This is a genomic window from Nonomuraea sp. NPDC048892 (assembly GCF_040649735.1).
In the GTDB taxonomy this organism is placed as follows: domain Bacteria; phylum Actinomycetota; class Actinomycetes; order Streptosporangiales; family Streptosporangiaceae; genus Nonomuraea; species Nonomuraea maheshkhaliensis.
The window spans coordinates 53,089-77,005 of sequence record NZ_JBEZFZ010000009.1 but is presented as its reverse complement, the minus strand read 5'-3'; the positions used below and the strand labels follow the sequence as shown (position 1 = coordinate 77,005).

23 protein-coding genes are annotated in these 23,917 nt (G+C 71.9%); 14 read left to right on the top strand and 9 right to left on the bottom strand.

Annotated features, from left to right (window positions below):
- Positions 1-209 precede the first annotated feature (209 nt).
- Positions 210-1,082, top strand: a complete 873-nt coding sequence (locus AB0C28_RS28660; protein WP_358078743.1) for an NAD(P)-dependent oxidoreductase — start codon at positions 210-212, stop codon at positions 1,080-1,082.
- Between the two features lie 70 nt (positions 1,083-1,152).
- Here AB0C28_RS28660 and AB0C28_RS28655 read toward each other — a convergent pair whose 3' ends face one another.
- Positions 1,153-2,253: a LacI family DNA-binding transcriptional regulator gene (locus AB0C28_RS28655; RefSeq protein ID WP_358078740.1), complete on the bottom strand. Its 1,101-nt coding sequence runs from the start codon at positions 2,251-2,253 to the stop codon at positions 1,153-1,155.
- A gap of 436 nt (positions 2,254-2,689) precedes the next feature.
- On the opposite strand from AB0C28_RS28655, the gene AB0C28_RS28650 reads away from it, so the two are divergent.
- The 4 genes from AB0C28_RS28650 to AB0C28_RS28635 are packed head-to-tail and all read left to right on the top strand — an operon-like array spanning position 2,690 to position 7,183.
- Complete coding sequence (locus tag AB0C28_RS28650; protein WP_358078738.1) at positions 2,690-4,066, top strand: ABC transporter substrate-binding protein; 1,377 nt, start codon at positions 2,690-2,692, stop codon at positions 4,064-4,066.
- A gap of 15 nt (positions 4,067-4,081) precedes the next feature.
- Entirely contained in the window at positions 4,082-5,023 is a 942-nt protein-coding gene (locus tag AB0C28_RS28645; RefSeq protein WP_357835449.1) for a sugar ABC transporter permease, read from the top strand.
- On the top strand, positions 5,007-5,804 hold the full coding sequence (locus tag AB0C28_RS28640; protein WP_357835446.1) for a carbohydrate ABC transporter permease: 798 nt from the start codon (positions 5,007-5,009) through the stop codon (positions 5,802-5,804). The genes AB0C28_RS28645 and AB0C28_RS28640 overlap by 17 nt, the downstream gene beginning before the upstream one ends.
- A gap of 8 nt (positions 5,805-5,812) precedes the next feature.
- Positions 5,813-7,183, top strand: coding sequence for a cellulase family glycosylhydrolase (locus AB0C28_RS28635; protein WP_357835443.1), 1,371 nt, complete (start codon positions 5,813-5,815; stop codon positions 7,181-7,183).
- Here AB0C28_RS28635 and AB0C28_RS28630 read toward each other — a convergent pair.
- From AB0C28_RS28630 to AB0C28_RS28605, 6 genes are read right to left on the bottom strand one after another with little or no spacing between them, the layout of a single operon-like run.
- Positions 7,170-8,225, bottom strand: a complete 1,056-nt coding sequence (locus AB0C28_RS28630) for an ADP-ribosylglycohydrolase family protein (protein ID WP_358078735.1) — start codon at positions 8,223-8,225, stop codon at positions 7,170-7,172. The genes AB0C28_RS28635 and AB0C28_RS28630 overlap by 14 nt on opposite strands.
- Positions 8,225-9,289, bottom strand: a complete 1,065-nt coding sequence (locus AB0C28_RS28625; RefSeq protein ID WP_358078732.1) for a carbohydrate kinase family protein — start codon at positions 9,287-9,289, stop codon at positions 8,225-8,227. Before AB0C28_RS28625 ends, AB0C28_RS28630 begins: the two co-directional genes overlap by 1 nt.
- Positions 9,286-10,269, bottom strand: a complete 984-nt coding sequence (locus AB0C28_RS28620; protein WP_346106659.1) for an ABC transporter permease — start codon at positions 10,267-10,269, stop codon at positions 9,286-9,288. Before AB0C28_RS28620 ends, AB0C28_RS28625 begins: the two co-directional genes overlap by 4 nt.
- Positions 10,266-11,258 (bottom strand): ABC transporter permease, encoded by a 993-nt coding sequence (locus AB0C28_RS28615; RefSeq protein ID WP_357835433.1) that lies wholly within the window; start codon positions 11,256-11,258, stop codon positions 10,266-10,268. The genes AB0C28_RS28620 and AB0C28_RS28615 overlap by 4 nt, the downstream gene beginning before the upstream one ends.
- Positions 11,255-12,751: a sugar ABC transporter ATP-binding protein gene (locus AB0C28_RS28610; protein ID WP_358078729.1), complete on the bottom strand. Its 1,497-nt coding sequence runs from the start codon at positions 12,749-12,751 to the stop codon at positions 11,255-11,257. The genes AB0C28_RS28615 and AB0C28_RS28610 overlap by 4 nt, the downstream gene beginning before the upstream one ends.
- Positions 12,752-12,758: 7 nt before the next feature.
- Positions 12,759-13,790: an autoinducer 2 ABC transporter substrate-binding protein gene (locus tag AB0C28_RS28605; RefSeq protein ID WP_358078726.1), complete on the bottom strand. Its 1,032-nt coding sequence runs from the start codon at positions 13,788-13,790 to the stop codon at positions 12,759-12,761.
- A gap of 198 nt (positions 13,791-13,988) precedes the next feature.
- Between AB0C28_RS28605 and AB0C28_RS28600 the strand changes: the two genes are divergently transcribed.
- The 5 genes from AB0C28_RS28600 to AB0C28_RS28580 all read left to right on the top strand — a co-directional run bounded on the left by AB0C28_RS28600 (position 13,989) and on the right by AB0C28_RS28580 (position 18,104).
- Complete coding sequence (locus AB0C28_RS28600) at positions 13,989-14,702, top strand: GntR family transcriptional regulator (protein WP_358078723.1); 714 nt, start codon at positions 13,989-13,991, stop codon at positions 14,700-14,702.
- Between the two features lie 53 nt (positions 14,703-14,755).
- A complete protein-coding gene (locus AB0C28_RS28595; protein WP_358078720.1) occupies positions 14,756-15,763 on the top strand; it encodes an ornithine cyclodeaminase family protein in 1,008 nt (335 codons plus the stop codon).
- Positions 15,764-15,866: 103 nt separating this feature from the next.
- The gene (locus AB0C28_RS28590; RefSeq protein ID WP_358078717.1) at positions 15,867-16,598 is read left to right on the top strand and encodes a TetR/AcrR family transcriptional regulator; all 732 of its coding nucleotides are present in this window, start codon (positions 15,867-15,869) and stop codon (positions 16,596-16,598) included.
- Positions 16,599-16,652: 54 nt separating this feature from the next.
- Positions 16,653-17,147 (top strand): zinc-binding dehydrogenase, encoded by a 495-nt coding sequence (locus AB0C28_RS28585; RefSeq protein WP_357835418.1) that lies wholly within the window; start codon positions 16,653-16,655, stop codon positions 17,145-17,147.
- A 63-nt stretch (positions 17,148-17,210) separates the two neighbouring features.
- Entirely contained in the window at positions 17,211-18,104 is an 894-nt protein-coding gene (locus tag AB0C28_RS28580; RefSeq protein ID WP_358078715.1) for a LysR family transcriptional regulator, read from the top strand.
- On the opposite strand, the gene AB0C28_RS28575 is transcribed toward AB0C28_RS28580, so the two are convergent.
- Positions 18,101-18,709 (bottom strand): NAD(P)H-binding protein, encoded by a 609-nt coding sequence (locus AB0C28_RS28575; RefSeq protein ID WP_358078712.1) that lies wholly within the window; start codon positions 18,707-18,709, stop codon positions 18,101-18,103. The two genes, AB0C28_RS28580 and AB0C28_RS28575, sit on opposite strands and share 4 nt — an antisense overlap.
- 82 nt (positions 18,710-18,791) lie before the next feature.
- A complete protein-coding gene (locus tag AB0C28_RS28570; protein WP_357835409.1) occupies positions 18,792-19,703 on the bottom strand; it encodes a LysR family transcriptional regulator in 912 nt (303 codons plus the stop codon).
- Between the two features lie 121 nt (positions 19,704-19,824).
- Between AB0C28_RS28570 and AB0C28_RS28565 the strand changes: the two genes are divergently transcribed.
- From AB0C28_RS28565 to AB0C28_RS28550, 4 genes are read left to right on the top strand one after another with little or no spacing between them, the layout of a single operon-like run.
- On the top strand, positions 19,825-20,931 hold the full coding sequence (locus AB0C28_RS28565) for an FAD-dependent monooxygenase (protein ID WP_357835406.1): 1,107 nt from the start codon (positions 19,825-19,827) through the stop codon (positions 20,929-20,931).
- A complete protein-coding gene (locus AB0C28_RS28560) occupies positions 20,928-23,000 on the top strand; it encodes a CocE/NonD family hydrolase (RefSeq protein WP_358078709.1) in 2,073 nt (690 codons plus the stop codon). The genes AB0C28_RS28565 and AB0C28_RS28560 overlap by 4 nt, the downstream gene beginning before the upstream one ends.
- Positions 22,997-23,500, top strand: a complete 504-nt coding sequence (locus tag AB0C28_RS28555; RefSeq protein WP_357835400.1) for a nuclear transport factor 2 family protein — start codon at positions 22,997-22,999, stop codon at positions 23,498-23,500. The genes AB0C28_RS28560 and AB0C28_RS28555 overlap by 4 nt, the downstream gene beginning before the upstream one ends.
- Before the next feature lie 6 nt (positions 23,501-23,506).
- Entirely contained in the window at positions 23,507-23,821 is a 315-nt protein-coding gene (locus tag AB0C28_RS28550) for an NIPSNAP family protein (protein ID WP_357835397.1), read from the top strand.
- Positions 23,822-23,917: the final 96 nt, after the last annotated feature.

Below are 23,917 nucleotides of genomic sequence, written 5' to 3'. Positions count from 1 at the left end.
CTCGTTCACAACGTAGAGCCGGATGTCGAAGCACGTCAAGGGAGCAGGCCCACCGAGATTCCCCGGCTCCAGCCGTGTCTTCGCCGGTCAGAGCCCTTCCTGCGGCGACCGAACCCATGCGGAGAGTTTCGACGAATCGGCCGGATCTGCGACACTGCATCGACGACTCACCCGTACCCATCGACACCATCGGGAAAGCGAGGCCGGCCGTGAACATCGCGGTGACAGGGGCGAACGGCAAGGCCGGGCGCGCCGTGGTCCAGGATCTGCTGGCGCACGGGCACGACGTCCGTGCCGTGGACGTGACCGGCGCGCCCGGCGACCGCGGCCCCTTCTTCGAAGAGCTGGGCACCCCGCTGATGCGGGCCGACCTGACCGACTACGGCGACACCGTCGACGCGCTGACCGGCATGGACGCCGTCGTCCACCTCGCCGCCATCCCCGCGCCCGGCTTCGCCCCCGAGGCCCGCACGTTCACCGACAACACGGCCATGAACAGCAACGTCTTCCTGGCCGCGGCCAAGCTCGGCCTGCGCAGGGTCGTGTGGACGTCGAGCGAGACCACGCTCGGGTTCCCGTTCGGGCCGCAGGTGCCGCCGCGCTACCTGCCCGTGGACGAGGAGCACTACCCGCACCCGCACTCGGCGTACGCGCTGTCGAAGGTCATCGGTGAGACGCTGGCCGAGCACGTCTCGGCCTGGTCCGGCATCCCGATCGTCGGCCTGCGGCTGTCCAACGTGCACGACGCCGCCGACTACCGCAAGCTCCCGTCCTGCTGGGACGATCCGCTGGCGCGGGCGTTCAACCTGTGGAGCTACGTGGACGTCCGCGACGCCGCCCTGGCCTGCCGGCTGGCGCTGTCCGCCGAGGTCACGGGCGCTCCCGCGTACGTCATCGCCGCGCGTGACACGCTCATGGACCGGCCCTCGGCCGAGCTGGTGGAGTCGATGTTCCCCGGCGTGCCGGCCCGTCGCCCGCTGGAGGGGTACGAGAGCCTGCTGAGCAGCGCGAAGGCCCGCGAAGAGCTGGGCTACGAACCACGCCACACCTGGCGCGAGGCCCTCGGCGTCCCCCAGCCCTGACCGCGCAGCCTGATCCCGCAACCTGACCCCGCAACCCTGACCCGCCGGCCCTGACCTGCCGTCAAAGCCTTCACCTGCGTCGGCGGGCGGCCCGCGCCGGCGGTCGCCACGGCGCGGTGCTCTCCCGCACCACCAGCCGGGTGGACAGCTCAAGGCGCGGCGGCGGCTCGCCCGGCGCGTGCCCGCCCTCCAGCACGCTGCGCACCGCGAGCACGGCCATCTCGGCGAGCGGCTGCCTCACCGTGGTCAGCCGCGGCGTCACCCACTCGCACATGTCGACGTCGTCGAACCCGACCACGCTGAGGTCGGCGGGAATGCGCAGGCCCCTGGCCCTGGCCTCGTCGTACACGCCCATCGCCTGCTGGTCGGACCCAGCGAAGACGGCGGTGGGCGGGTCGGGCAGGTCGAGCAGCTCGGCCGCGCCGCGGCGCCCGCCCCTGGTGTAGAAGTCGCCCCGCCGCACCAGCTCCTCCTCGGGCGACAGCCCGGCCCGGCCGAGCGCGGCGCGGTAGCCGTCGAGCCGTTCAAGGCCGCACGGCACGTCGTCGGGGCCGGTGATCATGCCGATGCGGCGGTGCCCGAGCCCGGTCAGGTGCTCGGTGGCCGCGAAGCCGCCCGCCCAGTTGGCGGCCCCGATCGCGGGAACGTCCTGGTCGTAGCCGCCCATCTGGTCGATCACGACCACCGGCGCGTCGATCGAGCGCAGCCGCTCGGCGGCGATCAGGCGGGTACGGCTGGACAGCACGAGGACGACGCCGTCGGTGCGCCGGGAGGCGAGGCTCCTGAACCACTCGCGCGGATGGGCCTGACGGTCGTGGGTGACGGTCAGCACCAGGCGGGCACCCAGCCGGTACGCCTCCTGCTCGGCGCCCCGCAGCAGCTCACAGGCCCACGCGGTGTCCAGCTCGGTGATCACGAAGTCCACCAGGCCGGCCCGGCCGGGCTCGGACCTGCCGCGGCGCCGGTAGCCGGTCGCGGCCAGGGCGTCCTCGACCCGGCGGCGGGTCCGCGGGCCGACCGCGTCATGCCCGTTGAGCACCTTGCTCACGGTCGGCACGGACACGCCCGCCGCGCGGGCGACCTCCGCGATCGTGACGCGGTCGCCGCCCCGGCGCCGCGCCACGTGCCGCACCTGCTTCCGCGCGCCGGTCTCCTCCTGCTCGGTCGCCACGACACCTCTCATCATTCTCAGGCTGGAAGGTTCGGAAACTTTCTTTCACCCGTAGCACCGCCGCCGGCCGAGTCACCGGCTCCGTCCGCGAGCGTATAAGGCCAGGTGAAGCGGGATATCCACCGAAGCGCCCGGCGGTGACGCCATCCCGTGCGCCCGTCCCGACCCCGTCGGAACGAGGGCATTTGACCGTGCGTTCTTCGAAACTTCTCGGAAACGAATTCGAGTGAGGTTCTTGACACTGTACGTCGTCCGGTGTTTCGCTGCTCACGAGCACAGACCCTTTTCGAAACTTTCTGATACCGCAGAGCCGCCCGGCCTCGTTCGTCCGGCCGTTCTGTCTCCACGAGCCCGAGCCCGACCCGCGTCGTTTCCCCGGCGGGTGGCCCGGCGTCGAAACGACCCGTACGTGCCATCACGTGCAAGGAGAGATCACATGCTGGGATCCCCTCGACCCAGGAATCGCCGCCTCCGCAGGACCGCCGCCCTGTTCGTGGCCACCGGGCTGGCGCTCGCCGGGTGTGCGGGCGGAGTTTCGACCGAGACCGCGGACAAGGGCGCGGCCGACTCGGGCGAGATCACCTGGTGGGGGTGGACGCCCGACGCCGCGCCCGCCGAAACGTACATCAAGGCGTTCAACAAGGCGTATCCGAAGATCAAGGTCACCTTCAAGAAGCTGACCATCGACGGCTATGACGCCGCCATCCGGCCGGCGCTGGCCTCGACGGTCGGCCCGGACGTCTTCGCCGTCGCGCCCGGCGCGGCCAACGGCTCGGTCGGCATCTACGGGGTCAACGCCGTCGACCTCACGCCCGCCGTGGAGAAGGCCCTCGGATCGGACTGGAAGTCCAAGCTGGCCCCGATCGGGGTGTCGAGCCTGACCACGGACGGCAAGCTCGCCGGCCTGTCGGTCGGCTCGGTCTTCGCCGGCACGGTCTGGATCAACAAGGACCTGTTCGACAAGTACCAGCTCACCCCGCCGAAGACGTACGACGAGTGGAAGAAGGTCTGCGCGACCTTCAAGTCCCACGACGTCGGCTGCTTCGTGCAGGGCGCCGGCCAGCCCGCGTTCAACGAGGACACGCTGCAGGCGATCACCGACAACGTCAAGCCGGGCGTGTGGGAGAAGGCGCTCAAGGGCGAGGCCTCCTGGACCGACCCGGCCATCGTGCAGGCGCTGACCATCTGGAAGAAACTGTTCGACGACGGGATCATGCAGGAGGGCGCGCTCGGGGTGCAGCAGTACCCGGACGCCAACAACGGCTTCATGTCCGGCAAGTACGCCATGGTGATGATGGGCACCTGGTACATGCAGTACTCCACGGTCGAAGGCAGCACGAACGCCATCTCCGGCGCCGGGGTGGCGAACCCGAAGCCGTTCACCCAGCTCCCGATCCCGTTCCCCGACGTGGCGGGCACCGGCAACGTCGGCGCACTCTACGGTGACGCGGACTTCGGGCTGGCCGTCAACAAGAGATCCAAGTCCATCGCCGCCGCCACCACCTTCGTCACCTGGCTCGGCACCTCGAAGGAGGGCCAGCAGGCCGTGGCCGACATCCTCAACGACATCCCCGCGCTGACCACCGCCCAGCCGAACTGGGACGCGGTCAAGCTGGTCAACCCCGAGGTGCAGCGGCCGGCGCTGGAGAAGCTGATCACGGACGCGGGCAAGTCGAGCGAGCCGCGGCTGGCGACCGTGAGCGCCGACCTGCAGACCGCGATCGGCGTCGCGTCCACCACCGTGGCCGCCGGGCAGGCCACGCCGGAAGAGGCGGCGAAGACTCTGCAGAGCACCGCCGAGAAGATCAAGTAGCCGCGCGGGAAGCTCATGACCTCCATCACCAAGACCCGTCGCCCTCCGTCCGCCACACCTCCCACGGCCCGCCGGAACAGGAAGAACCTGCGTCCTTCCGGCCTGCCGTGGATCTCCCCGGCCTTCGTGCTCGTCGTCGGCCTCATCTACTACTGCATCATCGAGACCGGTTACCTCTCGACGCTCGACTGGGACGGCACGAGCCCGACCCCGACGCCGGTGGGCGCGCGCAACTACGCCGAGATCCTGGCCGATCCGGTGTTCTGGCTCGCGCTCTGGCACACGGTGCTGTTCTTCGTGGTGACGTTCGCCGTGCAGACCCTCATCGGGTTCGTCTTCGCGGCGGTGCTGCACTCGAAGATCAGGCTCACCGCCGTCTACAAGGTGCTCGTGTTCACCCCGGTCGTCATCGCGCCGGCCACGATGGCGCCGGTGTTCCGGCAGATGTTCGCCGCCGACGGCCAGCTCAACTGGACCCTGGAGCACCTCGGGCTGGGCTTCCTGGCCCAGCCGTGGCTGGCCCAGTCGAGCACGGCGATGCCGGTCATCATGTTCATCACCGTCTGGGAGTTCACCGGCCTGACCTTCGTCCTCTACTACGCGGCCATGGGGCAGATCGACCCGGAGACCCTGGAGGCGGCCCGCACCGACGGCGCGGGCAACCTGCGGATCCTGGTCAGCATCGTCTGGCCCGGCGTCAGGGGGACGACGGTGGCCCTCGCCATGCTCGGCGTGATCGGGGCGCTGAAGACGTTCGACGTGCCGTACCTGGTGACCATCGGCGGGCCCAACTACGCCACCGAGTTCCTCGGCACCTACATCTACCGGGTCAGCATCCCGCAGGCGCACGTCGGTTACGGGGCGGCGCTGTCGGTGATGCTGCTCGTCCTGGCGCTGCTCGGCGCGATCGCCGTCGCCGCCCGTGCCAACAGGAAGGACCGTGAGCCCGGTGTTTGAGGCCCGTCGCCGCTCGACGCGGCTGCTCCTCCAGCTCTTCGCGACCCTGCTGATCATCCCGTACGTGTTCCCCCTGGTCGCCATGGTCCAGGGCTCGCTGGCGGGCGAGGGGCTGGGCAACTACCAGGCGGTGTTCGCGGTCGGCGCGGTCGGGACGTTCTTCAGGAACAGCGCGATCATCGCCGTCTCGACCATCGTGATCGTGTACGTGCTGACCATGCTGGCCGCGTTCGGCTTCTCCAAGCTGCGCATCCGCGGCAAGGAGGTCTACTTCTGGCTGATCCTGGCCGCGCTCACGCTGCCCGAGGTCGTCCTGCTCACCCCGCTGTTCGCGACCACGCTGGCCCTCGGCGTGTACGACACGTACTGGGCGGTCGTGCTGCCGCTGGCGGCGCTGCAGATCCCCTTCGCCGTGCTGCTCACTCGCAAGTTCATCGACGGGGTGCCCGACTCGCTGTTCGACGCCGCGCGGGTGGACGGCGCCGGCGTTTTTACCGCCTTCCGCTACATCGTCCTGCCCATGACGCGGCCCATCGGCGCGGCGATCATCGTGCTGACGCTGATCGGCGCGTGGAACTCGTACCTGCTGCCGCTGGTCCTCATCCAGGACCCGGCCAAGCAGACGATCACGCTGCTGCCGCAGTTCTTCGTCAGCCAGTTCAGCAACGACCAGACCAAGGTCCTGGCCAGCGCGGTGATCACCGCGATCCCCGAGATCGCGGCCTATCTCTGCCTGCAAGGACTGTTCGAGCGCGGCCTGGCGGCCGGCGCCCTGAAGTAGGAGAGGGCATGACGTTTCTTCGCACCGAGGGCCGCCGGTTCGTCGACGAGAGCGGCGCCACCGTACGGCTGCGCGGCGTCGCCGTGGGCGGCTGGCTCAACATGGAGAACTTCATCACCGGCTACTCCGGCAACGAGTCGCTGATGCGCGCCACCGTCCGGGCCGTGCTCGGCGACGAGCGTTACGAGCTCTTCTTCGACCGGCTGCTGACCGCGTTCTTCGCCGACGCCGACGCGGAACTGCTGGCCGGCGCCGGACTGAACTGCGTCAGGATCCCGGTCAACTACCACCACTTCGAGGACGACAGCGCGCCGTTCGTGTTCAAGGAGGACGGGTTCCGGCACCTCGACCGGGCCGTCGAGGCGTGCGCGCGGCACGGCGTCTACTCGGTCATCGACCTGCACGCGCTGCCGGGCGGGCAGAACCACCACTGGCACTCCGACAACCCCACGCACCGGGCCGCGTTCTGGGAGCATCCGCACTTCCAGGACCGCGTGGTGGCGATGTGGGAGCGCATCGCCGACCACTACAAGGACAACCCGTGGGTGGCCGGGTACAACCCGATCAACGAGCCGGCGGACGAGTCGCGGGCCGTGGTCGGGCCCTTCTACCGGCGTCTGGTCGAGGCCATCAGGAAGATCGACGAGCGGCACATCCTGTTCCTCGACGGCAACACGTACTCGACCGAGTTCGACGTCTTCGCCGAGCCCTGGGAGAACACCGTCTACGCCTGCCACGACTACGCCGCCCCCGGCCTGGGGCGCGGCGGTGACTACCCGGGGCTCACCGACGGCAGGCACTACGACAAGGCGGCGCTGGCGGCCAAGTACGCCGAACGCACCGCGTACTGCCGCCGGACCGGGACGCCGGTCTGGGTGGGGGAGTTCGGCCCCATCTACACCGGTGACGAGCGGATCGACGCCATGCGCCGGCGACTCCTCGACGACCAGCTCGACATCTACCGCCAGGACGGGGCAGGGTGGTCGATCTGGATGTACAAGGACCTCGGCCGGCAGGGCGTGGTCATGGTCCGGCCGGACTCCGCGTACCTGACCCGGTTCGGGGACTTCGTGGCGAAGAAGAACCGCCTGGGCGCCGACCAGTGGGGCAGCGACGGCCGGGGCGTCGCGGAGGTGACCGAGCCGTTCCAGGAGTTGATCGCGCGCGAGGTCCCCGGCTTCGACCCCTATCCGTGGGGCCGCTTCGACTGGGTCAGGACGCTCATCCTCAACATCGCGGTCGCGCAACCGCTGGCGTACGAGTACGCCGAGCTGTTCCGGGGGCTCGGCGACGACGACCTGATCGCGCTCGCCGACTCGTTCGCACTCGCCAACTGCGACATCCGCACCCCGCTCCTCGACCAGCTCAGGACGGGCTGACCAGGCCCGCGGGCACCGGGCGGGCGACCGCCGTCAGGCGGGCCGCCACGCCGGCCAGGTCGAGCTTGTTGGCCTGCTCGACCCGGGCGACGGATTCGGCAGGCAGGGCGGCGACGCCGTTGAGCGCGCCGGCGACGGCCGCCGCCATGCAGCCCACCGTGTCGGAGTCGCCGCCGGCGGTGGCCGCCGCGACCGCGGTCTGGAACGGGTCGCCGCCGGCCGCCACGAGCAGGCCGATGGCGGCCGGGCACGCCTCGGCCGCGGGCAACCCGGTGCCGATCACGGCCGCGATCCGTTCGATGGCGTCGTCCAGGTCGCGCGACTGCACGGCGAGCGTGACCGCGAGGTCGATCCGCTCGGCCACCGACGGCCCCGGGACGTGCCGGCCCTGCTCGGAGCCCAGCCGCTCGCCGAGCTCCGCGCCGTGCCGCGCGGCCCGGACGACCTGGAACAGGTCGGCGCCGTCCACGCACGCCGCGGCGGTGGCGGCGGCGATGGCCGCGGCCCCGGCGACGCCGATGTTCGTGTGGTGGCTGGGCACGCACGTCAGGTGCGCGGCACGCACGGCGCCCTCGATGTCACCGGGGTGCACCAGACCGGCGGGGGCGACCCGCATGGCCCCGCCGTTGCTGGCGCCCTCGCTCATGATGCGGCCCGACCGGCCGACCTCCCAGGGGTCCTCGCCGGCCTTGAGCCGCTCGATCGCCCGGCGCGTGGTGGGTCCGGCGAAGTGGGGGAAATAGTCGGGGTTGCCGGACCAGCCGATGAGCAGGTCCGCCATGACCTCGGGGGTGACCTCCCCGTCGTGCGCGATGAACGCCTCGGCCAGCAGCAGCATCTGGCTGGAGTCGTCGGTGATCTGGGCCGGCCCGCGCCCGACCGCGTACGGCGCGTCGGGCAGCGGCGCGTGGAAGCTCTCCACCCGCCGGCCGAACAGCCGCCTGATCTCCGGGATGGAGCGTTCCTCGGTGGGGGCACCGAGGGCGTCGGCGATGCAGGCGGCGGCCAGGCTGCCGTGGATGCGGTCCAGAAGAGTGATCATCAGAATCCTTGCAGGGGAGGAGCGGCGTCGAGGGTGACGTTCCGCATGAGGGAGTCGATGCCGGTCCCGGCATCGAGATAGGCGCGTGAGCCGAGATGGCCGACGCAGAGCGAGGCCGCGGCGACCCCAGCGCGCAGGCTGTCGGCGAGGGAGCGCCCGCGGATCCAGGACCCGGTGAACGCCCCGGCCAGCGTGTCGCCCGCGCCGGTGGTGTCCACGACCTCGACCCGCGGCCCGCGCGCCGACCAGCTCTGCCCGGGGGCGAAGCAGAGGGCGCCGTCACGCCCCCTGGTCACCACGACGGCGCCGGCGCCGGCCGCGAGCAGCAGCGCGGCGCAGCGCTCGGGGTCGCCGCCGGCCAGCACGTCGGCGGCGCGCTGGTTGCAGAAGACGAGGTCGCTGAGCCGGGCCAGCTCCCGCACCTGATCGAGCCGGCCGGCGACCGCGTCGGGCTCCAGGTCCACGGCCACCTTCGCGCCACCCGCCCTGGCCCGCCCGGCCAGGCCGATGGCCCAGTCGAGGTCGTCGGCCAGCGGCGCGACCAGCCGCGCCGTGCGGAGCAGCTCGTCGGAGATCTGGCCGACCTCCGGGATCTTCACCTCGGTCACCGCGCCGACGAGGGACTTCTCGCCGCTGGGGTCGAGCTGGATCACGCAGAACCAGGTGTGCCCGCCGGGTACGCGGACGCTGGGGGAGACGTCCACGCCCTGGGCCGCGAGGCGGTCGAGGGCCTGGCGGCCGAGGTCGTCCGCGCCCACCGCCGTGGCCAGCGCCGCGCGGGCCCCGGCGAAGCTCGCGGCGGCGGCCAGGTTGGCGCTCATGCCGCCGCCGTGCACGCCGGCCAGCCGGCCGATCGCCTTGTCGTCGGCCACCGCGATGTGCGGCACGTGCACGAAGTAGTCGACGCTGGCGTCACCGACGGCCAGGACGTCCACGGGCCGGTCGCCCGGCGACTGGTCATCCACGGCCCGGTAGCCCGGGGACTGGCCATCCACGGGCCGGTCGTCCGAGGCCCGGTCGTCCGAGGCCCGGTCGTCCGAGGGCTGGTCGTTCTGGGGTGTCATCCGGCGGCCTTCCTGCCGATCAGGTTGTTCAGCAGGGCCGCGCCGACGAGCACCAGGCCGAGGATGCCGGTCTGCACCGAGTTGCCGACCTGCGCCAGCTGCAGCCCCCACGACAGGACGACCACGACGGCGAGCGCCAGCAGGACCCCGCTGAGATGCCCCCGGCCGCCGAAGATGTCGATGCCGCCGAGCACCGCGATGGTGATCGCCTGCAGCTCCATCCCGGTGCCCGCGCTGGGCCTGGCGGTGAGCAGCCACGCGTTGGTCACCACGGCGCCGAGCGCGGCCAGCGCGCCCGACAGCACGTAGAGCCGGAACCGCAGCCGCTGCACGTCGATCCCGGCCAGGCCCGCGGCCCGGTCGCTGGTGCCGGCCTGGTGCAGGCGGCGGCCGAACGCCGTGCGGTTCTGCGCCCAGATGGCCACGGCGTACATCGGCGCCAGGACCAGGAGCACCTGGGTGGGGACGCCGAGGATCGCGCTCTGCCCGAGCGCGGGGAAGCCGCCCCCGTCGAACCCGCCGAGCTGGCCGCCGCCGGTCAGCACCTGCGCGAGGGCCCCGTACAGGAAGAGCGTGCTCAGCGTGACGATGAGCGGCGGCAGGCCGAGCCGGGCGATCATGAAGCCGTTCACCGAGCCGAGCAGGCCGCCGCCGGCGACGGTGACCAGCGCGGCCAGCCACGGGCTGAGACCGAGGTCCTGCGCGAGCAGCCCCATGACGATGCCCGACAGGCTCAGCACCGACCCCACGGACAGGTCGATGCCGCCCCTGCCGCCCAGGATGACGAACGCCTGGCCGAGGGCCAGCAGGCCGATGACCGCGCCGTACTGCGTCATCGCCAGGAGGTTGCTCACCTGGAGGAAGTACGGCGACAGCACGCTCATCAGGGCGCCGAGCGCGACGACGAGCACCGCGAGGAACGTCCGGCGGTCGCTCAGCCGGTCGCGCAGCGAGCGCCTGGCCACGGCTGTCGTTGTCATTTACGCGCTCCGATCCGCTTGTCGAGGGTGCGTCTGGTCAGGACGTCGAAGGCCACCGCGAGGGCGACGGCCAGGCCGACCAGCACCCCGTTCCACAGCGGGGGCACGCCCATGAGGACGACCCCGTTCTGTAGCAAGGCGATGAAGACCAGGCCGCCGAGGGTGCGCAGCACGCCGCCCTCGCCGCCCAGGATGCTGGTGCCGCCGACGACCACGGCGGCGATGGCGGGCAGGGTCAGCTCCTGCCCGGCGGTGGCCTGCACCACGCCGACCCGGCCCACGTAGATCAGGGCCGCGATGCCGACGAGGGCTCCCACCAGCACGTACGCAGCGAACGAGGTACGGCCGACGGGCACGCCCAGCAGCCGCGCGCCCTCGGCGTCGTTGCCGATGGCGAACAGCCGCCGGCCGAACACGCGATGACGCAGGACGTACGCGAAGATCCCGAACACCACCAGGACGACCACGCCCACCAGGGGCACGCCGCCCGCCCGCGCGGGCCCGAGCACCGGCACGACGGGCCCGGCGAACACGTCGGTGCTGTTCCACAGGACGAACAGCACGGTTTTGAAGATGGCGGCGGTGCCCAGCGTGGCGATGATGGGGGAGATCCGCCCGCCGACGATCAGCCCGGCGTTGACCGCGCCGAGCAGCCCGCCGAGCAGCACCGAGGCGAGCACCACGAGCAGCGGTGGCAGGCCGGCCACGAACAGCGAGGCGCCGACCCAGGCGACCACGCCCAGCATCGGGCCGACCGACACGTCGATCCCGGCCAGCAGCACGACCAGCGTCATCCCGGCCGCGAGCAGAGCCAGGTCGGCCGAGTTGATCACCACGTTGGCGAGGTTGGAGGCGGACAGGAAGTCGGGGGCGGCCAGACCGAAGAAGATCACCTCGGCCACGAGGAGGATCGGCAGCAGGGCGTCGCGCAGCAGGGTCAGCCCGCGCGCCGACGGCGCCGTCACGGGGGACAGGGCGGTGGTGCTCACCGGCTCACCCCCATCGTGGCACGCAGCACGGCGTCCTCGGTCAGGTCGTCGCCGTGCAGCTCGGCGGCCATCCGGCCCTCGCGCATGACGTAGACGCGGTCGGACACGGCCAGCAGCTCCGGCAGGTCGCTGGAGATGACCAGCACCGCCGTGCCCTCGCGGGCGACCTCCACCAGCCGCTGCTGGATGTCGGTCTTGGTGGCCACGTCGATGCCGCGGGTCGGCTCGTCCAGGATGAGGATCTCCGGGCCGGTGACGAGCTGCCGGGCGAAGAGCACCTTCTGCTGGTGCCCGCCGGACAGGCCGGTGACGGGGAAGTCGAGCGTCGGGGCCTTGATCCGCAGCGAGCGCACCCACGTGGAGGCGAGCTCGCGTTCCTTGGCCCGCCGGATGACGCCGAAGCGCCCCAGCAGGGCGGGCAGCAGCACGGCCGTCAGGTTGCTCATCGTGTCCATTCCGGGGAAGAGCCCCAGCGTCTTCCTGTCCTCGGGCAGGTAGGCGATCCCGCGCGCCATGGCGTCGCGCGGGCTCTTCGGCGCGTACGGCTCGCCCCGCACCCGCATCGACCCGGCCGTGGGGTGCAGCATGCCGAAGACGGTCAGGGCCAGCTCCGTACGCCCGGCGCCGACCAGGCCGTACAGGCCGACGACCTCGCTCTCGCGCACGGTCAGCCCGACGCCGGACAGCGAGCCCGGCACCGTGATCCCGTCGGCCTCCAGCACCACGGGGCCCGGGTCGGCGACCGTCCGGCTGATCGTGGCGTTGACCGGACGGCCGGACATCATCTCCAGGATCCGGTCGTGGTCGGCCGCCGCCGCGGGCAGGTCGCCGGCCAGGCGCCCGTCCTTCAGCACGAGGAACCGGTCCGCGACGTGTTCCAGCTCCTCGAAGCGGTGGGTGATGTAGAGGATGGCCACGCCCGCCTCCGACAGGCGCTGGACCACACGGAAGAGCCGGCGGGCCTCGGCGTCGGTCAGGATCGAGGTGGGCTCGTCCAGGATCAGCACCTTGGCGTCCACGTCCACGGCCCTGGTGATCAGGGCGAGCTGCTGCTCGGCCAGGCTGAGCGAGTCCATCCGCCGGTTCAGCAGTTCCACGGGCAGGCCGAGCCGCCCGAAGAGCTCCACGCCGCGCCTGCGCATCTCGCCCCAGTCGACCTGGGTCAGGCGGTCGCGCGGCTCCCGGCCGACGAAGAGGTTCTCCAGCACCGACAGGCGCGGGAAGAACGACGGCTCCTGGTAGACGACGCTGACGCCGGCGGCCAGCGCGTCGCCGGGCGAGGCGGGCCGGTGCGGTTCGCCGTCGAGCGTCATCTCGCCGGCGTCCGGCCGGTGCACGCCGGCGATCAGCTTGATCAGGGTGGACTTGCCGGCGCCGTTCTCGCCGAGCAGGGCCAGCCGCTCACCGGCCGCCAGCGTGAAGCCGACATCGGTGAGCGCGGCGGTGGCTCCGAAGCTCTTGGAGAGCCCGGTCACCGAGAGGATCGTGCGCACGTCGCTCCTAGTAGTCGAACTGCGCGATGTTCGACTTGGTGAAGACCATTGGCGGGCCCAGCACCAGGGTCTTGTGGCCGGCGTCGTACTTCACCGGCTGCTTGAGCCCCGGCACGGTGTTGTCCGCGGTGAACTCCTTGCCGTCCAGGAGCTGCTTCATCGCCCAGACGGTCAGGATGCCGAGCTGCGGCACGTCCCACAGCACCGTGGAGGTCATCGCGCCCGAGTCGACGTACGTGCGCGCGGTCTTCGGCGAACCGAAACCGGAGACGGCGATCTGCCCGGCCTTGCCGGCGTTCTGGACGGCCTGCGCCACGCCGGGCACGGCCGTCGAGGGCACCGCGATGAGCCCCTTGAGGTCGGGGTTGGCGGTCATGAGGTCTTGTGCCTCCTTGAGCGCCTGCGCGGTGTCGGTGGTGTAGCGAACTCCGCCCACGAGCTGCATCTTCGGGTACGCCGCCTCCTGCCGCTTGCGCGCCTCGGCCACCCAGCTGTTGAACGTCTGCGTGTCGGCCGCGCCGGAGACGATGCCGTACTTGCCCTGGCCGCCCATCTTCTCGGCGATCTGGTCCATGACGGTCGCGCCGAGAGCGGCGTCGGTGGCCTGCTGCACGAAGACCTGGCGTTCGCTGTCGGGCGCGTCGGCGTCGGAGGTGATGACCACGATGCCCTTCTTGCGCGCCGCCGCGATGGCGGGGTTCATGGAGCGCGGGTCGAGCGGGGAGACCGCGATGGCGGCGTAGCCCTGCTGGACCAGGCTGTTGAAGATGCGGACCTGCTCGGTCGCGTCCGCCGTGGCCGGGCCGGCCTGGGTGTACGACATGCCGAGCGAGCTCGCCGTCTCCGTGGCGCCCTGCTTGAAGGCGGAGAAGTAGGGGACTCCCTCCACCTGGGAGACGAAGGCGACCTTCTTGCCCCCTTCGCCACCACCGCCGCCGTCCGGCGCGGCGCTCGGGCTGGCCGAACCGCCCACCGTCGAGCAGGCCGCCAGCGCGAACGCCGACAGGGTGGCCACGATCCCGGCTCTGATCTTTCGCATATCGCATCCTCACGAGACGACTGACTGGTCACGAAGGCGCGCCCCGTGCCGCCTGTGGGCCCCAGGCTAGAAATCAGTACCTAACAATGTCAAGAGTTGTAGGTACTAATCTGATTTCTGTTGGTATAAGTTGTGTTGGTCGACTGTTACTGATACTTCGGTCTGCGCCGGCTTTGTGTGAGCGAGGGAGATGCCCGGATGACCAAGCGCCACGCGCACGAGATCGTCGCCGATTCTCTGCGCACGCAGATCCTGGACGGCCGGTACAAACCAGGCGAGCGGCTGCCGTCGGAGGAGGCGCTCACCGACGAGTACGGCGTCAGCAGGAACACCGTCAGAGTGGCGCTCGACCGCCTGGCCGCGGCCAACCTCATCACCCGGCGCCGCGGCTCGGGCAGCTACGTCAACGTGGAGATCGGCATCAGCCACTCGCTCGGCAGCCTGCGCAGCTTCACCACGCTGCTGCGCGACCTCGGGCTTGAGCCGGGCATCACCGGGGTCGAGATCCGCCGCGACCCCGCCCCGCCGCTGGAGATCCTCGGCTTCCTCCCCTCCGAGGTCGTGTGGCTGGTCCGCAGGGTGCGCACGGGCTCCGGCTCCCCGTTCGCGCTGCTCGACTCCTGGCTCCCCGACCGGATCGGCTCCCGCATCGACCCCGAGGTGCTGGCGGAGCGCCAGTCGCTCTACGCCTCCCTCGCCGAGGACCTCGACACCCGGGTCGCGGAGGCCACCGAGAGCATCCACGCCGAGGCCGCCGACGAGCGGGAGGCGGGCGTGCTCGGCGTCCCGGTCGGCAGCCCGCTCATCGTCATCAGGCGGTGGACGTACGACCGGGCGGGGCGGCCGGTGGAGTACACCCGCTCGGCGGCCCGCGGCGACCGCTACCGTTACGTGGTCAAACTGCGCGCCTGACCTGTGCGGGGGCGGGGGCTCCCGGGTGTGCCGCGCCTGTCATCATGACCGCCATGACCAGAATCCTCACCCGTGGCGACCTGCTCACCCTGCTCGATCCTGACGCCTGTCTCGCGGCCCTGCGCGACGGTTTCGTTCAAGACGGTGACGCAGGGTTTCCCGGGCAGAGGATCCGGACGGAGCTACCGTTCCCCGGTACGGCCACCGCGCTGATCCCCGGTCTGCTGCCCGGGATCGACGCGTACACGGTGAAGGTCAACGCCAAGTTCCCGGCGGCCCGCCCGGCGCTGCGCGGGGTCATCTGCCTGCACGACGGCCAGGACGGCGAGCTCCTGGCGCTGCTCGACAGCGCCACCATCACGGCGTGGCGCACCGGCCTGGCCGCAGCCCTCGGCACCGACGCCCTGGCCGCCCGGGGAAGCGATCTCGCGGGCGACGGCTCGGGCGAGGTCGCGGGGCAGGTCTCGGGCGACGGCGTGGGCGATGTCGTGGGTGTGGTCGGTGCGGGGGCTCAGGCGGACCTGGTGGTGACCGGACTGCGGCGGCTGCGTCTCGTCAGCGACCTGATCATTCATGACGTGTCCCCGGAGCGGGCCGTCGCCTTCCGCGACCGTCATGGCGGCCGGCTCGCGGGCTCGGCGGCCGAGGTCGCCGCCCACGCCTCCATCGTGGTGCTCGCCACCTGGTCCCGTACCCCGCTGCTGACCCTCTCCGACGTCCGCCCCGGCCGGCACCTGACCACACTCGGCGTGGACGAACCGGGCAAGCAGGAACTGGCGCCGTCCATGCTGCGGGCCGCCGACGTACTCGCCGTAGATGATCGGCCGCTCGCCGCCGCCATGGGCGTCCTCGCCGCGGCGGACCTGCCGGCGGAGGCGGCGCACGCCACCCTCGGCGAGATCCTGCGCGGCGACCACCCGGGCCGCACCGACCCCGATCAGGTCACGGTGTACGGTCCGGTGGGCCTGCCCTGGCAGGACCTCGCCCTCAGCCTGCTGGCCTACCGCGAAGCCGAACGACGCGACCTCGGCCTCACGGTCGACCTCCTCGGCGACTCCTGAACCCGGCCCTCGCTCCTGGGAGCGCCACTGTCGATGAACGATGTTCATCGAATGACTACTATTCTTTATATGAACGGTGTTCATTCGGTGCTATCGTTGGGTCATGGCCAAGAAGAGCACGTCGCGCGGCATCGTCTCCCGTGACGAGTGGGCGGCACAGGTCGCGGCGCTGACCGAGACGCCCGGTGCGTCACGTCCCCGCAGGGAACCCCTCACGGCCGGCCGGATCGTGGCCGCCGCGCTGGAGCTGGTCGAGGCGGAAGGGTTCGACGAGCTGACGATGCGCCGGATCGCCGCCGCGCTGAAGGCCAGCCCCGGAGCGCTGTACGTGCACGTGCGTGACAAGGCGGAACTCGACGACCTGATGATCGGCGAGCTGTGCTCACGGGTGACGCTGCCCCGGCCGGATCCCGCGCGGTGGACCGAGCAGGCCATTGACGTGTGCGGGCAGCTGCGCGACCAGTATCTCCGCTACCCGGGAATCTCGCGCGCCGCGCTCGCCGCCGCCCCGCACAGCCTGCACACGCTCCGGCTCAACGAGGGGATGCTGGCGATCCTGCTGGCCGGAGGGGCGTCGTTGCGGAGCGCCGCGTGGGCGGCGGACGCGGCGTTCCTCTACGTCGGCGCCTACAGCGCCGTGTCGCTGCGGCGCTATCCCGAGGAGGACGCCGGCGAACAGGCCGCGACCAGGGCCGAGGTCGTCGAGCGCTTGGGCATGCTGCCGCCGGACCGCTTCCCGATCACGGTCGCGCACGCGGAGGAGCTGACCTCAGGCGAGGGCCACGCGCGGTTCGACTTCACCCTCGGCCTGCTCTTCGGCGGCCTCACTCCATAAGACGGACCGTGCGTCGGCATGCGCGTCCGGCATGCGTACAGGAGAAGGAGCATCATGAAGGCAGCACAGTTCAGCCGGTACGGAGGGCCGGAGGTCCTGGAGATCGTGGACCTTCCCGACCCGCATCCAGGCCCCGGCCAGGTCCGGATCGTGGTGCACGCGGCCGGGATCAGCGCGACGGACGTCAAGCTGCGCGCGGGCACGCTGACGTTCGGCGCGGAGCTGCCCCAGACGACCGGCCGCGACGTCGCCGGGGTCGTCGACGAGGTCGGCGCGGGCGTGACCGCCGTGGCCGTGGGCGACCGAGCCCTGGCCCCCGGCGGCGTCGACGCCGCGCTCGACGGCGCCAAGGAGCACGGCGTGCACTTCAGCAACGGGTTCGTCGACGGGCACGCCTTCCACTCGCTGGCCGAGGTGGGCGAACTCATTGCAAGCGGGCGGTTCTGGCTCCCCGTGGAGCGGACCTTCCCGCTCGCCGAGATCGCCCGGGCCCGTCATGTCAGCGAGCATGGTCACGTACGGGGCAGGCTGGTGCTGGTGATCCGCTGACGGCGCTCCGCCGGCGGGTGCGACCGCGGTGCGACGAAGGCACGGACGAGGAGAATCACCGGCATGCACGTGGACCTGAACCTGCTCACCGTGCTCGACGCCCTGCTCGAAGAGGGCAGCGTGATGGGGGCGGCCGAGCGGCTGGGATTGTCGTCGCCCGCGGTCAGCCGTGCCCTCGGCCGGCTGCGTAAGGTCACCGGCGACGACATTCTCGTCCGTACCGGCCACACCATGACCCCCACCCCGTACGCGCTGGCGATCAGGGAGGACGTGCACCGGCTGGTCGGGCAGGCGCACGACGTGCTCGCGCCGGCCCGCCGCCCCGACCTGGCCACGCTGGAACGCACGTTCACGATCCGGTGCCACGACGCGCTCGCCGCCACGCTCGTGCCCGCGCTGGTCGCCAGGATCCAGGAGCAGGCCCCCGCCGTACGGCTCCGGGTCCTGGGCGAGCACTCCGCCGACACCGACGACCTGCGGCACGGGCGCGTCGACCTGGAACTCGGCGGCGGCCGGCCCGATCAGCCCGAGTTCAGGTCGCAGCCGCTCGGGCACGATCCGCTCGTCGTGGCGATGCGCCCTGACCACCCGTGCGCCGGCGGCCTCGACGTGCGCGCGTACGCGGCGCGACCGCACGTGGTGGTCTCGCGGCGGGGCCGTCTCACCGCGCCGATCGACGACGTGCTGACCGCCCAGGGCCTGCGCCGCCGGGTGGTGGCGGCCGTGGCGAGCCTGCCCGTGGCCCTGCTCATGGCGCGCGGGAGCGAGGTGCTGGTCACCTGCACGGAGCGGCTCAGCCGCCCGTACGTCGAGGCGTTCGGGCTGGTCGTCCGGCCGCTGCCGGTCGAGTTCCCGGCGGCGGTGATCAGCTGTAACTGGCACCAGCGCTACGACTCCGACCCCGCCCACGCCTGGCTGCGCGACCAGGTACGGGCCTGCCTGGCGGAGATCGTCTAAGCGGGCAGCGGCAGGGCCACGGCGCCGGGGAAGCGGGGCGACTCGGCCTCGTCCAGCATGGCCGCCGCGACGCTCTCGCGGCTGACCTTCGCGCCGAGGTCGAACGGTGGCGCGGCGTCCAGCCCGACCGTGCGCCTGCCCGGATCCTCCGGCCCGTCGCCGAGCACCCCTGCGTGGAAGACCGTGCCCCCAGCGGCGAGCACGGCGCCGTCGGCCGCGACCTTGTCCGCGAGCCGGTCGCCCAGCAACCGCACGAGGACGCCCGCGCCCGGTCCCGCCACGCCGGCGGAGTCGCCCGTGCCGTAGGCGCCGAGCCAGATGACCCGCCGCGGCCCGGCCGCGAGGACCGCCTTGGCGCCGGCGAGCAGGACGCCCGCCCGCTCGGTGCCGAGCGCGGACAGGACGACGGAGTCGCCGCCGACGATCGCGGCGATGCTCGCCGGATCGTGCACGTCACCGGCCACCTTGGTCAGGCCGGGCGTGTCGGGCAGCGCGATGCGCGCGGGGTCGCGGGCGATGGCCGTGACGGTGTGGCCGCGCCGCAGCGCCTGCCGGGTGAGGGCGAGTCCGGTACGGCCCGAGGCCGCGAGAACGGTGAGATGCATGCCCGAGACGCTAGGCACCCGGCTAAATAACGGCAAATGCAACTGATGGAACGAATGATTTACCGAGACGCAATCCGTGGCTTCACTCCAGGCCGGCCACGGCGGCCATGATGTGGCGGATGCGCTCGCGGAGCAGCTGATGCGTGCGGTCGTGGTGGTTGCGGGGATGCCACGCCATGCCGATCGTCACGGCGGGCAACGTCAACGGGATCGGGAACGTACGCAGCCCGAGCGTGTCCAGCATCGGCCGCCCCAGCCGGCCCGGAGCCACGCAGACGACGTCGGTCTCGCGGGCCAGGAACAGCGCCCCCGCGAACGTCGGCACCACGGCGACCACCCGCCGGCGCAGGTCCAGGCCGGCCAACTGCTCGTCGATCGGGCCGTGCGCCCGCCCGCGCCGCGACACCACGATGTGATCGGCCGCGGCGAACCCCTCGGGCGTGACGGCCGCCGCCTCCGCCAGCGGGTGGCCCGGCCGCACCGCGCCGACCAGCTCCTCCGTGACCAGCGTCGCCATGCGGATCTCGGGATCGCCGGGGCGGATCATCCCGATCTCCAGATCGACCAGCCCTTCGCGCAGGGCCGGGGTGTCCTCCAGGTTCTCCGGCCGCAGCCGCAGCGAGATGCCCGGCGCCTCGACGCGCAGGTCGTCGATGAGGGCCGGGATGAACGTCGTGGACAACATGTCGGTGACCTGGATGTCGAACACGCGCACCGCCGTACGCGGATCGGCCGCTGTCGAAGGCGCGAACAGGGCCCGCGCCCGGGTGGCGATCGCGTGGGCCTCGCCGCGCAGCTCCAGGGCCCGGGGCGTGGGCACGAGATCGCGCCCGGCGCGTACGAGCAGCGGATCGTCGAAGGCGCGGCGCAGCCGCGACAGGGCCCGGCTCATCGCCGGCGCCGACGTGTGCAGGCGCGCCGCCGCCTTCGTCACGCTGTTCTCGGCGAGCAGCGCGTCCAGCGCCTCGATCAGGTTGAGATCGACGTGGTCCATCCGCCGATTATCACACGCGAAAAGACTCCATACCGATGTTGCACTGGTGCTAATCCGGAGCCGTTCCTACGGTGGGCAGCGCGACAAGGAACGTGTGCCGAGAACGACCAAGGGGGCTGTGATGCGGGCTGTGCTGATCGGTGGCGGGATCGTGGGCTTGACGACCGGGCTCGCGCTGCGCCGTGCCGGGATCGAGGTGGTGATCTGTGAGCAGGCGCCGGAGATCCGCGCCGCGGGGGCCGGGCTGGGGCTGTGGGCCAACGCGCTGGCGGTGTTCGACGAACTCGGCATCGGCGACGAGGTACGCGCCGTCGGCAAACCCGCCGAGATGTACTTCCACGACCCGGCCGGGCGGCTGCTCGAAACCCCGGAGTTCGGGGCCGAGGACCATCGGTACCTGCTGGTGCACCGGGCGAAGCTGAACGACCTGCTCGCCGAGGCCGTGGGGCGCGCCAACATCCGCCTGGACACCGGGTTTCACGCCTACGACGAGCACGCGGACCACGTCACGGTCCGGCTGTCCGACGGCAGCGAGGAGAAGGGCGACGTGCTCGTCGGGGCGGACGGGGCGTACTCGGCGGTACGCGCGCAACTCGTGCCGGGCGCGGAGGCCCGCGAGCACGAGGGCCATCACGCCTGGCGCGCGGTCTTCCCGGCCCCGGCCGGCATCCCCGTGCCGGCCGACCGGCTGATCCTGGGCGGCAACGGCTGCCGGGGCGGCTACCTGCGCACCCAGGACGGGAACGTCTACTGGCTGGTCAACCAGTTCAACTCGCCCCCGCTGACCGGCACCCCGAAGCAGCAGGCCCTGGAACGGGCCGCCCACCTGGAGGAGGACGGGCGCGACGGGACCCTGAGCCGGCTGATCGCCGCCACGCCGGACGAGGTGATCCTGCACAACCAGATCATGCTCGTGCCGCCGCTGCCGCACTGGGTCTCCGGGCGGGTCGTGCTGGCCGGCGACTCGGCCCACGCGATGTCGCCGCACATCACCGCCGGCGCGACACTGGGCATCGAGGACGCCGCCCTGCTCGGGCGCCTGCTCAGCCCCGGCTGCGACGTACCCGCCGCGCTCGCCGCCTACGAGGCCGCCCAGATCCCGAGGTACGCGCACGTCGCGCGACTGTCGGCGGCGGTCGAGCACGCGCCCACGCCGCGGGACTTCGCGCGGAACTACGCCGCCTTCAGCCACTGGATGATCACTCCCCAGCGGGTGGAGACGGCATGACGTTCACCGTCGAGGTGGACGTGCCGGTGCCGATGCGTGATGGCATCGCCCTCGCCACCAACGTCTGGCGGCCCGCGGGCCCGGGACCGTTTCCCGCGCTGCTGGTCCGCACCCCCTACGGCAAGGACGACGCCGGACTGTACGGCAACCCGAAACTGCCGGACGTGTTCGCCTTCGTGGCCGCCGGTTACGCGGTGGTGGCGCAGGACGTCCGGGGGACCTCGCGCTCGCCGGGGATCTTCGTGCCGCACGCGAACGAGGGCCGCGACGGCGCCGACACGCTCGCCTGGCTGGCCGCGCAGCCGTGGTGCGACGGGGCGGTCGGGATGTGGGGCGGGTCGTACATGGGGTTCGCGCAGTGGGAGGCGGCCGTGCTCGGGGCGCCGGCGCTGCGGGCCATCGCGCCCGTGATGAGCTCCGCCGATCCGTACGCGGCGCCGTGGTATTCGCCGGGCGGTGCGCTGTCACAGGACGCCGTCCTGACCTGGGCCACCCTCTCGGCCCTGCGCAACCTGCGCCGCACCCTCGCCGACAAGAAAGGCGACGGCGGCGCTGACGGGCACGGCGACGATGCGGGTCACGGTGCCGGCGACGGTCATGGCGGGCAGGGTGACGGGCAGGGTGACGGGCAAGATGGCGGGCAGGGTGGCGGGCAGGGTCACGGCGACGGTGATGGTCACGGGCACGATGACGTCGCCGATGTCGGCAGGCTCATGTCGGGGTTGTCCGATCCTGGGCTGCTGCACGACCCGCTGCCGCTCGCCGACCGTGCCGCGCTGACCCGGCACCTGCCCTGGGCCGGCCAGGTGCTCGGGCATCCGGAACGGGACGCGTTCTGGCAGGAGATCGCCGCGATCGACCGCTGCGCCGACATCACCGTCCCCGCGCTGCACGTGGGCGGCTGGTACGACGTGTTCATCCGCGAGACCGTCCGGTCGTACACGATGGTGCGCCGCCACGGCGGCAGCGCGGACGCCCGGGACGGCCAGCGGATGGTCATCGGCCCCTGGTGCCACGCCGACGGCATGGACCTCGGCACCTTCCCGGACCGGTCGTTCGGGCTCGAAGGGAGCATCAAGACCGCCGACGTCACGGGCGCACACCTGCGCTTCTTCGACCGCTGGGTCCGCGACCGAACGGACACCCCCGACGACGCCAACCCCGCCAACCCCGCCAGCGCCGCCAACCCCGCCAGCGCCGGCGGCGCCGGCGCCTCCGACGACACGCACAGGGTGCGCATCTTCGTCATGGGCGTCGACCGGTGGCGTGACGAGGTGGACTGGCCGTTGCCCGGCACCCGCCACACCCCCTTCCTCCTCGACGGAGCCGGTCGCGCCAACACCGCCGCCGGAGACGGCCTCCTGACGCACGACGTCCCGGAGACGGAGGCGGCCGACACCTTCCGGTACGACCCGCGCCACCCGGTTCCGACACTGGGCGGCACCGTGCTGGCCGCCGTACCCGGCTCCTACCCGGGACCGGCCGACCAGGCGGCGGCCGAGGCGCGCGAGGACGTGCTGTGCTTCGCCACCCCCGTCCTGGATCGTCCCGTCGAGGTCACCGGCCACGTCAGCCTGGTCCTGCACGTCTCCTCCTCCGCCCCGGACACCGACTTCACCGGCAAGCTCGTGGACGTGCACCCCGACGGCAGGGCGATCCTGCTGTGCGAGGGCATCCAGCGCGCCCGCTACCGGGGGTCGCTCACCGAGCCCGCGCTGATGGAGCCGGGGACCGTTTACGAGCTGAGCATCGACCTGGGCGTCACCTCGAACGTCTTCCTGCCCGGGCACCGCATCCTGCTGGAGGTCTCCAGCAGCAACTTCCCCCGCTACGACCGCAACACCAACACGGGCACGACGATCGCCACCGACGGCCCGGACGACCTGGTCGTGGCGGTCAACCGGGTCCACCACGGCCCTCGCCATCCCAGCCGCCTGGTCCTGCCCCTGATCGAACGCCCCAGCCCGGAACGCCCCGAGCCAGAACGCCCGGACCCAGAACACGCGGCCCTGGAACGGGCGGACTCGGAACCCACAACGAAGATCGCGGAAGCGGAGGCACGGCCATGACCACGCTGGAGGAGCTGGCCGACCGGGCGGCCGTGGCCGACGTCGTCGCCGGTCTCGCCCACGCCCAGGACGACCGCGACTGGACGGCTCTGCGCCGGCTGTTCGCCGACGAGGTGCTGCTGGACCTGTCGACCCACCACCACGGCCGGCCGCCGACGACCGTGACGGCCCCCGACCTGGTCGAGCTGGCCAGAAAGACGCTGGACGGCTTCGACTGCACCCACCACGCCGCCTCCAACCTCGTCGTACGGCTCTCGGACGGCGAGGCGGAGTGCCGTACGCACATGGTCGCCTACCACCACGTCCCCGCGGACCCCGGTGTCGTCGACCACTGCACGATGCGCGGCTACTGGCAGCTCAGGCTGCGCAAGCTCGGCGGACGCTGGCTGATCACCCACTGGGCGGTGGTGCGCACGGGCCCGTGGGAGGGATCTCCCGACGCCTACGCGCTCGCCGCCGCCCGTGTCACCCCCCGCTCCGACGACCGCCCCGAAGGATGAGCACCGATGTTCTACGAGATCCGCACCGAGCACGCCCGCCCCGGCCGTGGCGCCGAGCTGGCGAGCTACATGGACGAGGTCGTCATCCCGCTGCACCAGGAGCTGGGGATGCGCGTGGCAGGCGCGTTCACCGTGATCGGCGACGAGGACGCGTTCGTCTGGATCCGCCGCTTCGAAGACACCGCCGACCGCGAACGCGTCCTGGAGGCCGTCCACGGTGATCCCCGGTGCGCGGCCGTGGCCGAGACCGTCGCCGAGCTGACGGACGGAAGCGAGTCCATGACCAGGCTGGAACCCGCCCCCGGCTCCGCACTCCGCTGACCCGCCGAACGCCTGACCCGCCGAACACGTGACCCGCCGAACACCTGACCCGGGCACGCCCGACCCCGCCGAACGCCGTGCCCCGTACCCGTACCC

Bases quoted from the DNA above. Each gene is read 5' to 3' on its own strand.
- AB0C28_RS28650 (WP_358078738.1), top strand. From the start codon at position 2,690: ATGCTGGGATCCCCTCGACCCAGGAATCGCCGCCTCCGCAGGACCGCC.
- AB0C28_RS28645 (WP_357835449.1), top strand. From the start codon at position 4,082: ATGACCTCCATCACCAAGACCCGTCGCCCTCCGTCCGCCACACCTCCC.
- AB0C28_RS28635 (WP_357835443.1), top strand. From the start codon at position 5,813: ATGACGTTTCTTCGCACCGAGGGCCGCCGGTTCGTCGACGAGAGCGGC.
- AB0C28_RS28630 (WP_358078735.1), bottom strand. From the start codon at position 8,225: ATGATCACTCTTCTGGACCGCATCCACGGCAGCCTGGCCGCCGCCTGC.
- AB0C28_RS28625 (WP_358078732.1), bottom strand. From the start codon at position 9,289: ATGACACCCCAGAACGACCAGCCCTCGGACGACCGGGCCTCGGACGAC.
- AB0C28_RS28620 (WP_346106659.1), bottom strand. From the start codon at position 10,269: ATGACAACGACAGCCGTGGCCAGGCGCTCGCTGCGCGACCGGCTGAGC.
- AB0C28_RS28605 (WP_358078726.1), bottom strand. From the start codon at position 13,790: ATGCGAAAGATCAGAGCCGGGATCGTGGCCACCCTGTCGGCGTTCGCG.
- AB0C28_RS28600 (WP_358078723.1), top strand. From the start codon at position 13,989: ATGACCAAGCGCCACGCGCACGAGATCGTCGCCGATTCTCTGCGCACG.
- AB0C28_RS28595 (WP_358078720.1), top strand. From the start codon at position 14,756: ATGACCAGAATCCTCACCCGTGGCGACCTGCTCACCCTGCTCGATCCT.
- AB0C28_RS28590 (WP_358078717.1), top strand. From the start codon at position 15,867: ATGGCCAAGAAGAGCACGTCGCGCGGCATCGTCTCCCGTGACGAGTGG.
- AB0C28_RS28585 (WP_357835418.1), top strand. From the start codon at position 16,653: ATGAAGGCAGCACAGTTCAGCCGGTACGGAGGGCCGGAGGTCCTGGAG.
- AB0C28_RS28580 (WP_358078715.1), top strand. From the start codon at position 17,211: ATGCACGTGGACCTGAACCTGCTCACCGTGCTCGACGCCCTGCTCGAA.
- AB0C28_RS28575 (WP_358078712.1), bottom strand. From the start codon at position 18,709: ATGCATCTCACCGTTCTCGCGGCCTCGGGCCGTACCGGACTCGCCCTC.
- AB0C28_RS28570 (WP_357835409.1), bottom strand. From the start codon at position 19,703: ATGGACCACGTCGATCTCAACCTGATCGAGGCGCTGGACGCGCTGCTC.
- AB0C28_RS28565 (WP_357835406.1), top strand. From the start codon at position 19,825: ATGCGGGCTGTGCTGATCGGTGGCGGGATCGTGGGCTTGACGACCGGG.
- AB0C28_RS28560 (WP_358078709.1), top strand. From the start codon at position 20,928: ATGACGTTCACCGTCGAGGTGGACGTGCCGGTGCCGATGCGTGATGGC.
- AB0C28_RS28555 (WP_357835400.1), top strand. From the start codon at position 22,997: ATGACCACGCTGGAGGAGCTGGCCGACCGGGCGGCCGTGGCCGACGTC.
- AB0C28_RS28550 (WP_357835397.1), top strand. From the start codon at position 23,507: ATGTTCTACGAGATCCGCACCGAGCACGCCCGCCCCGGCCGTGGCGCC.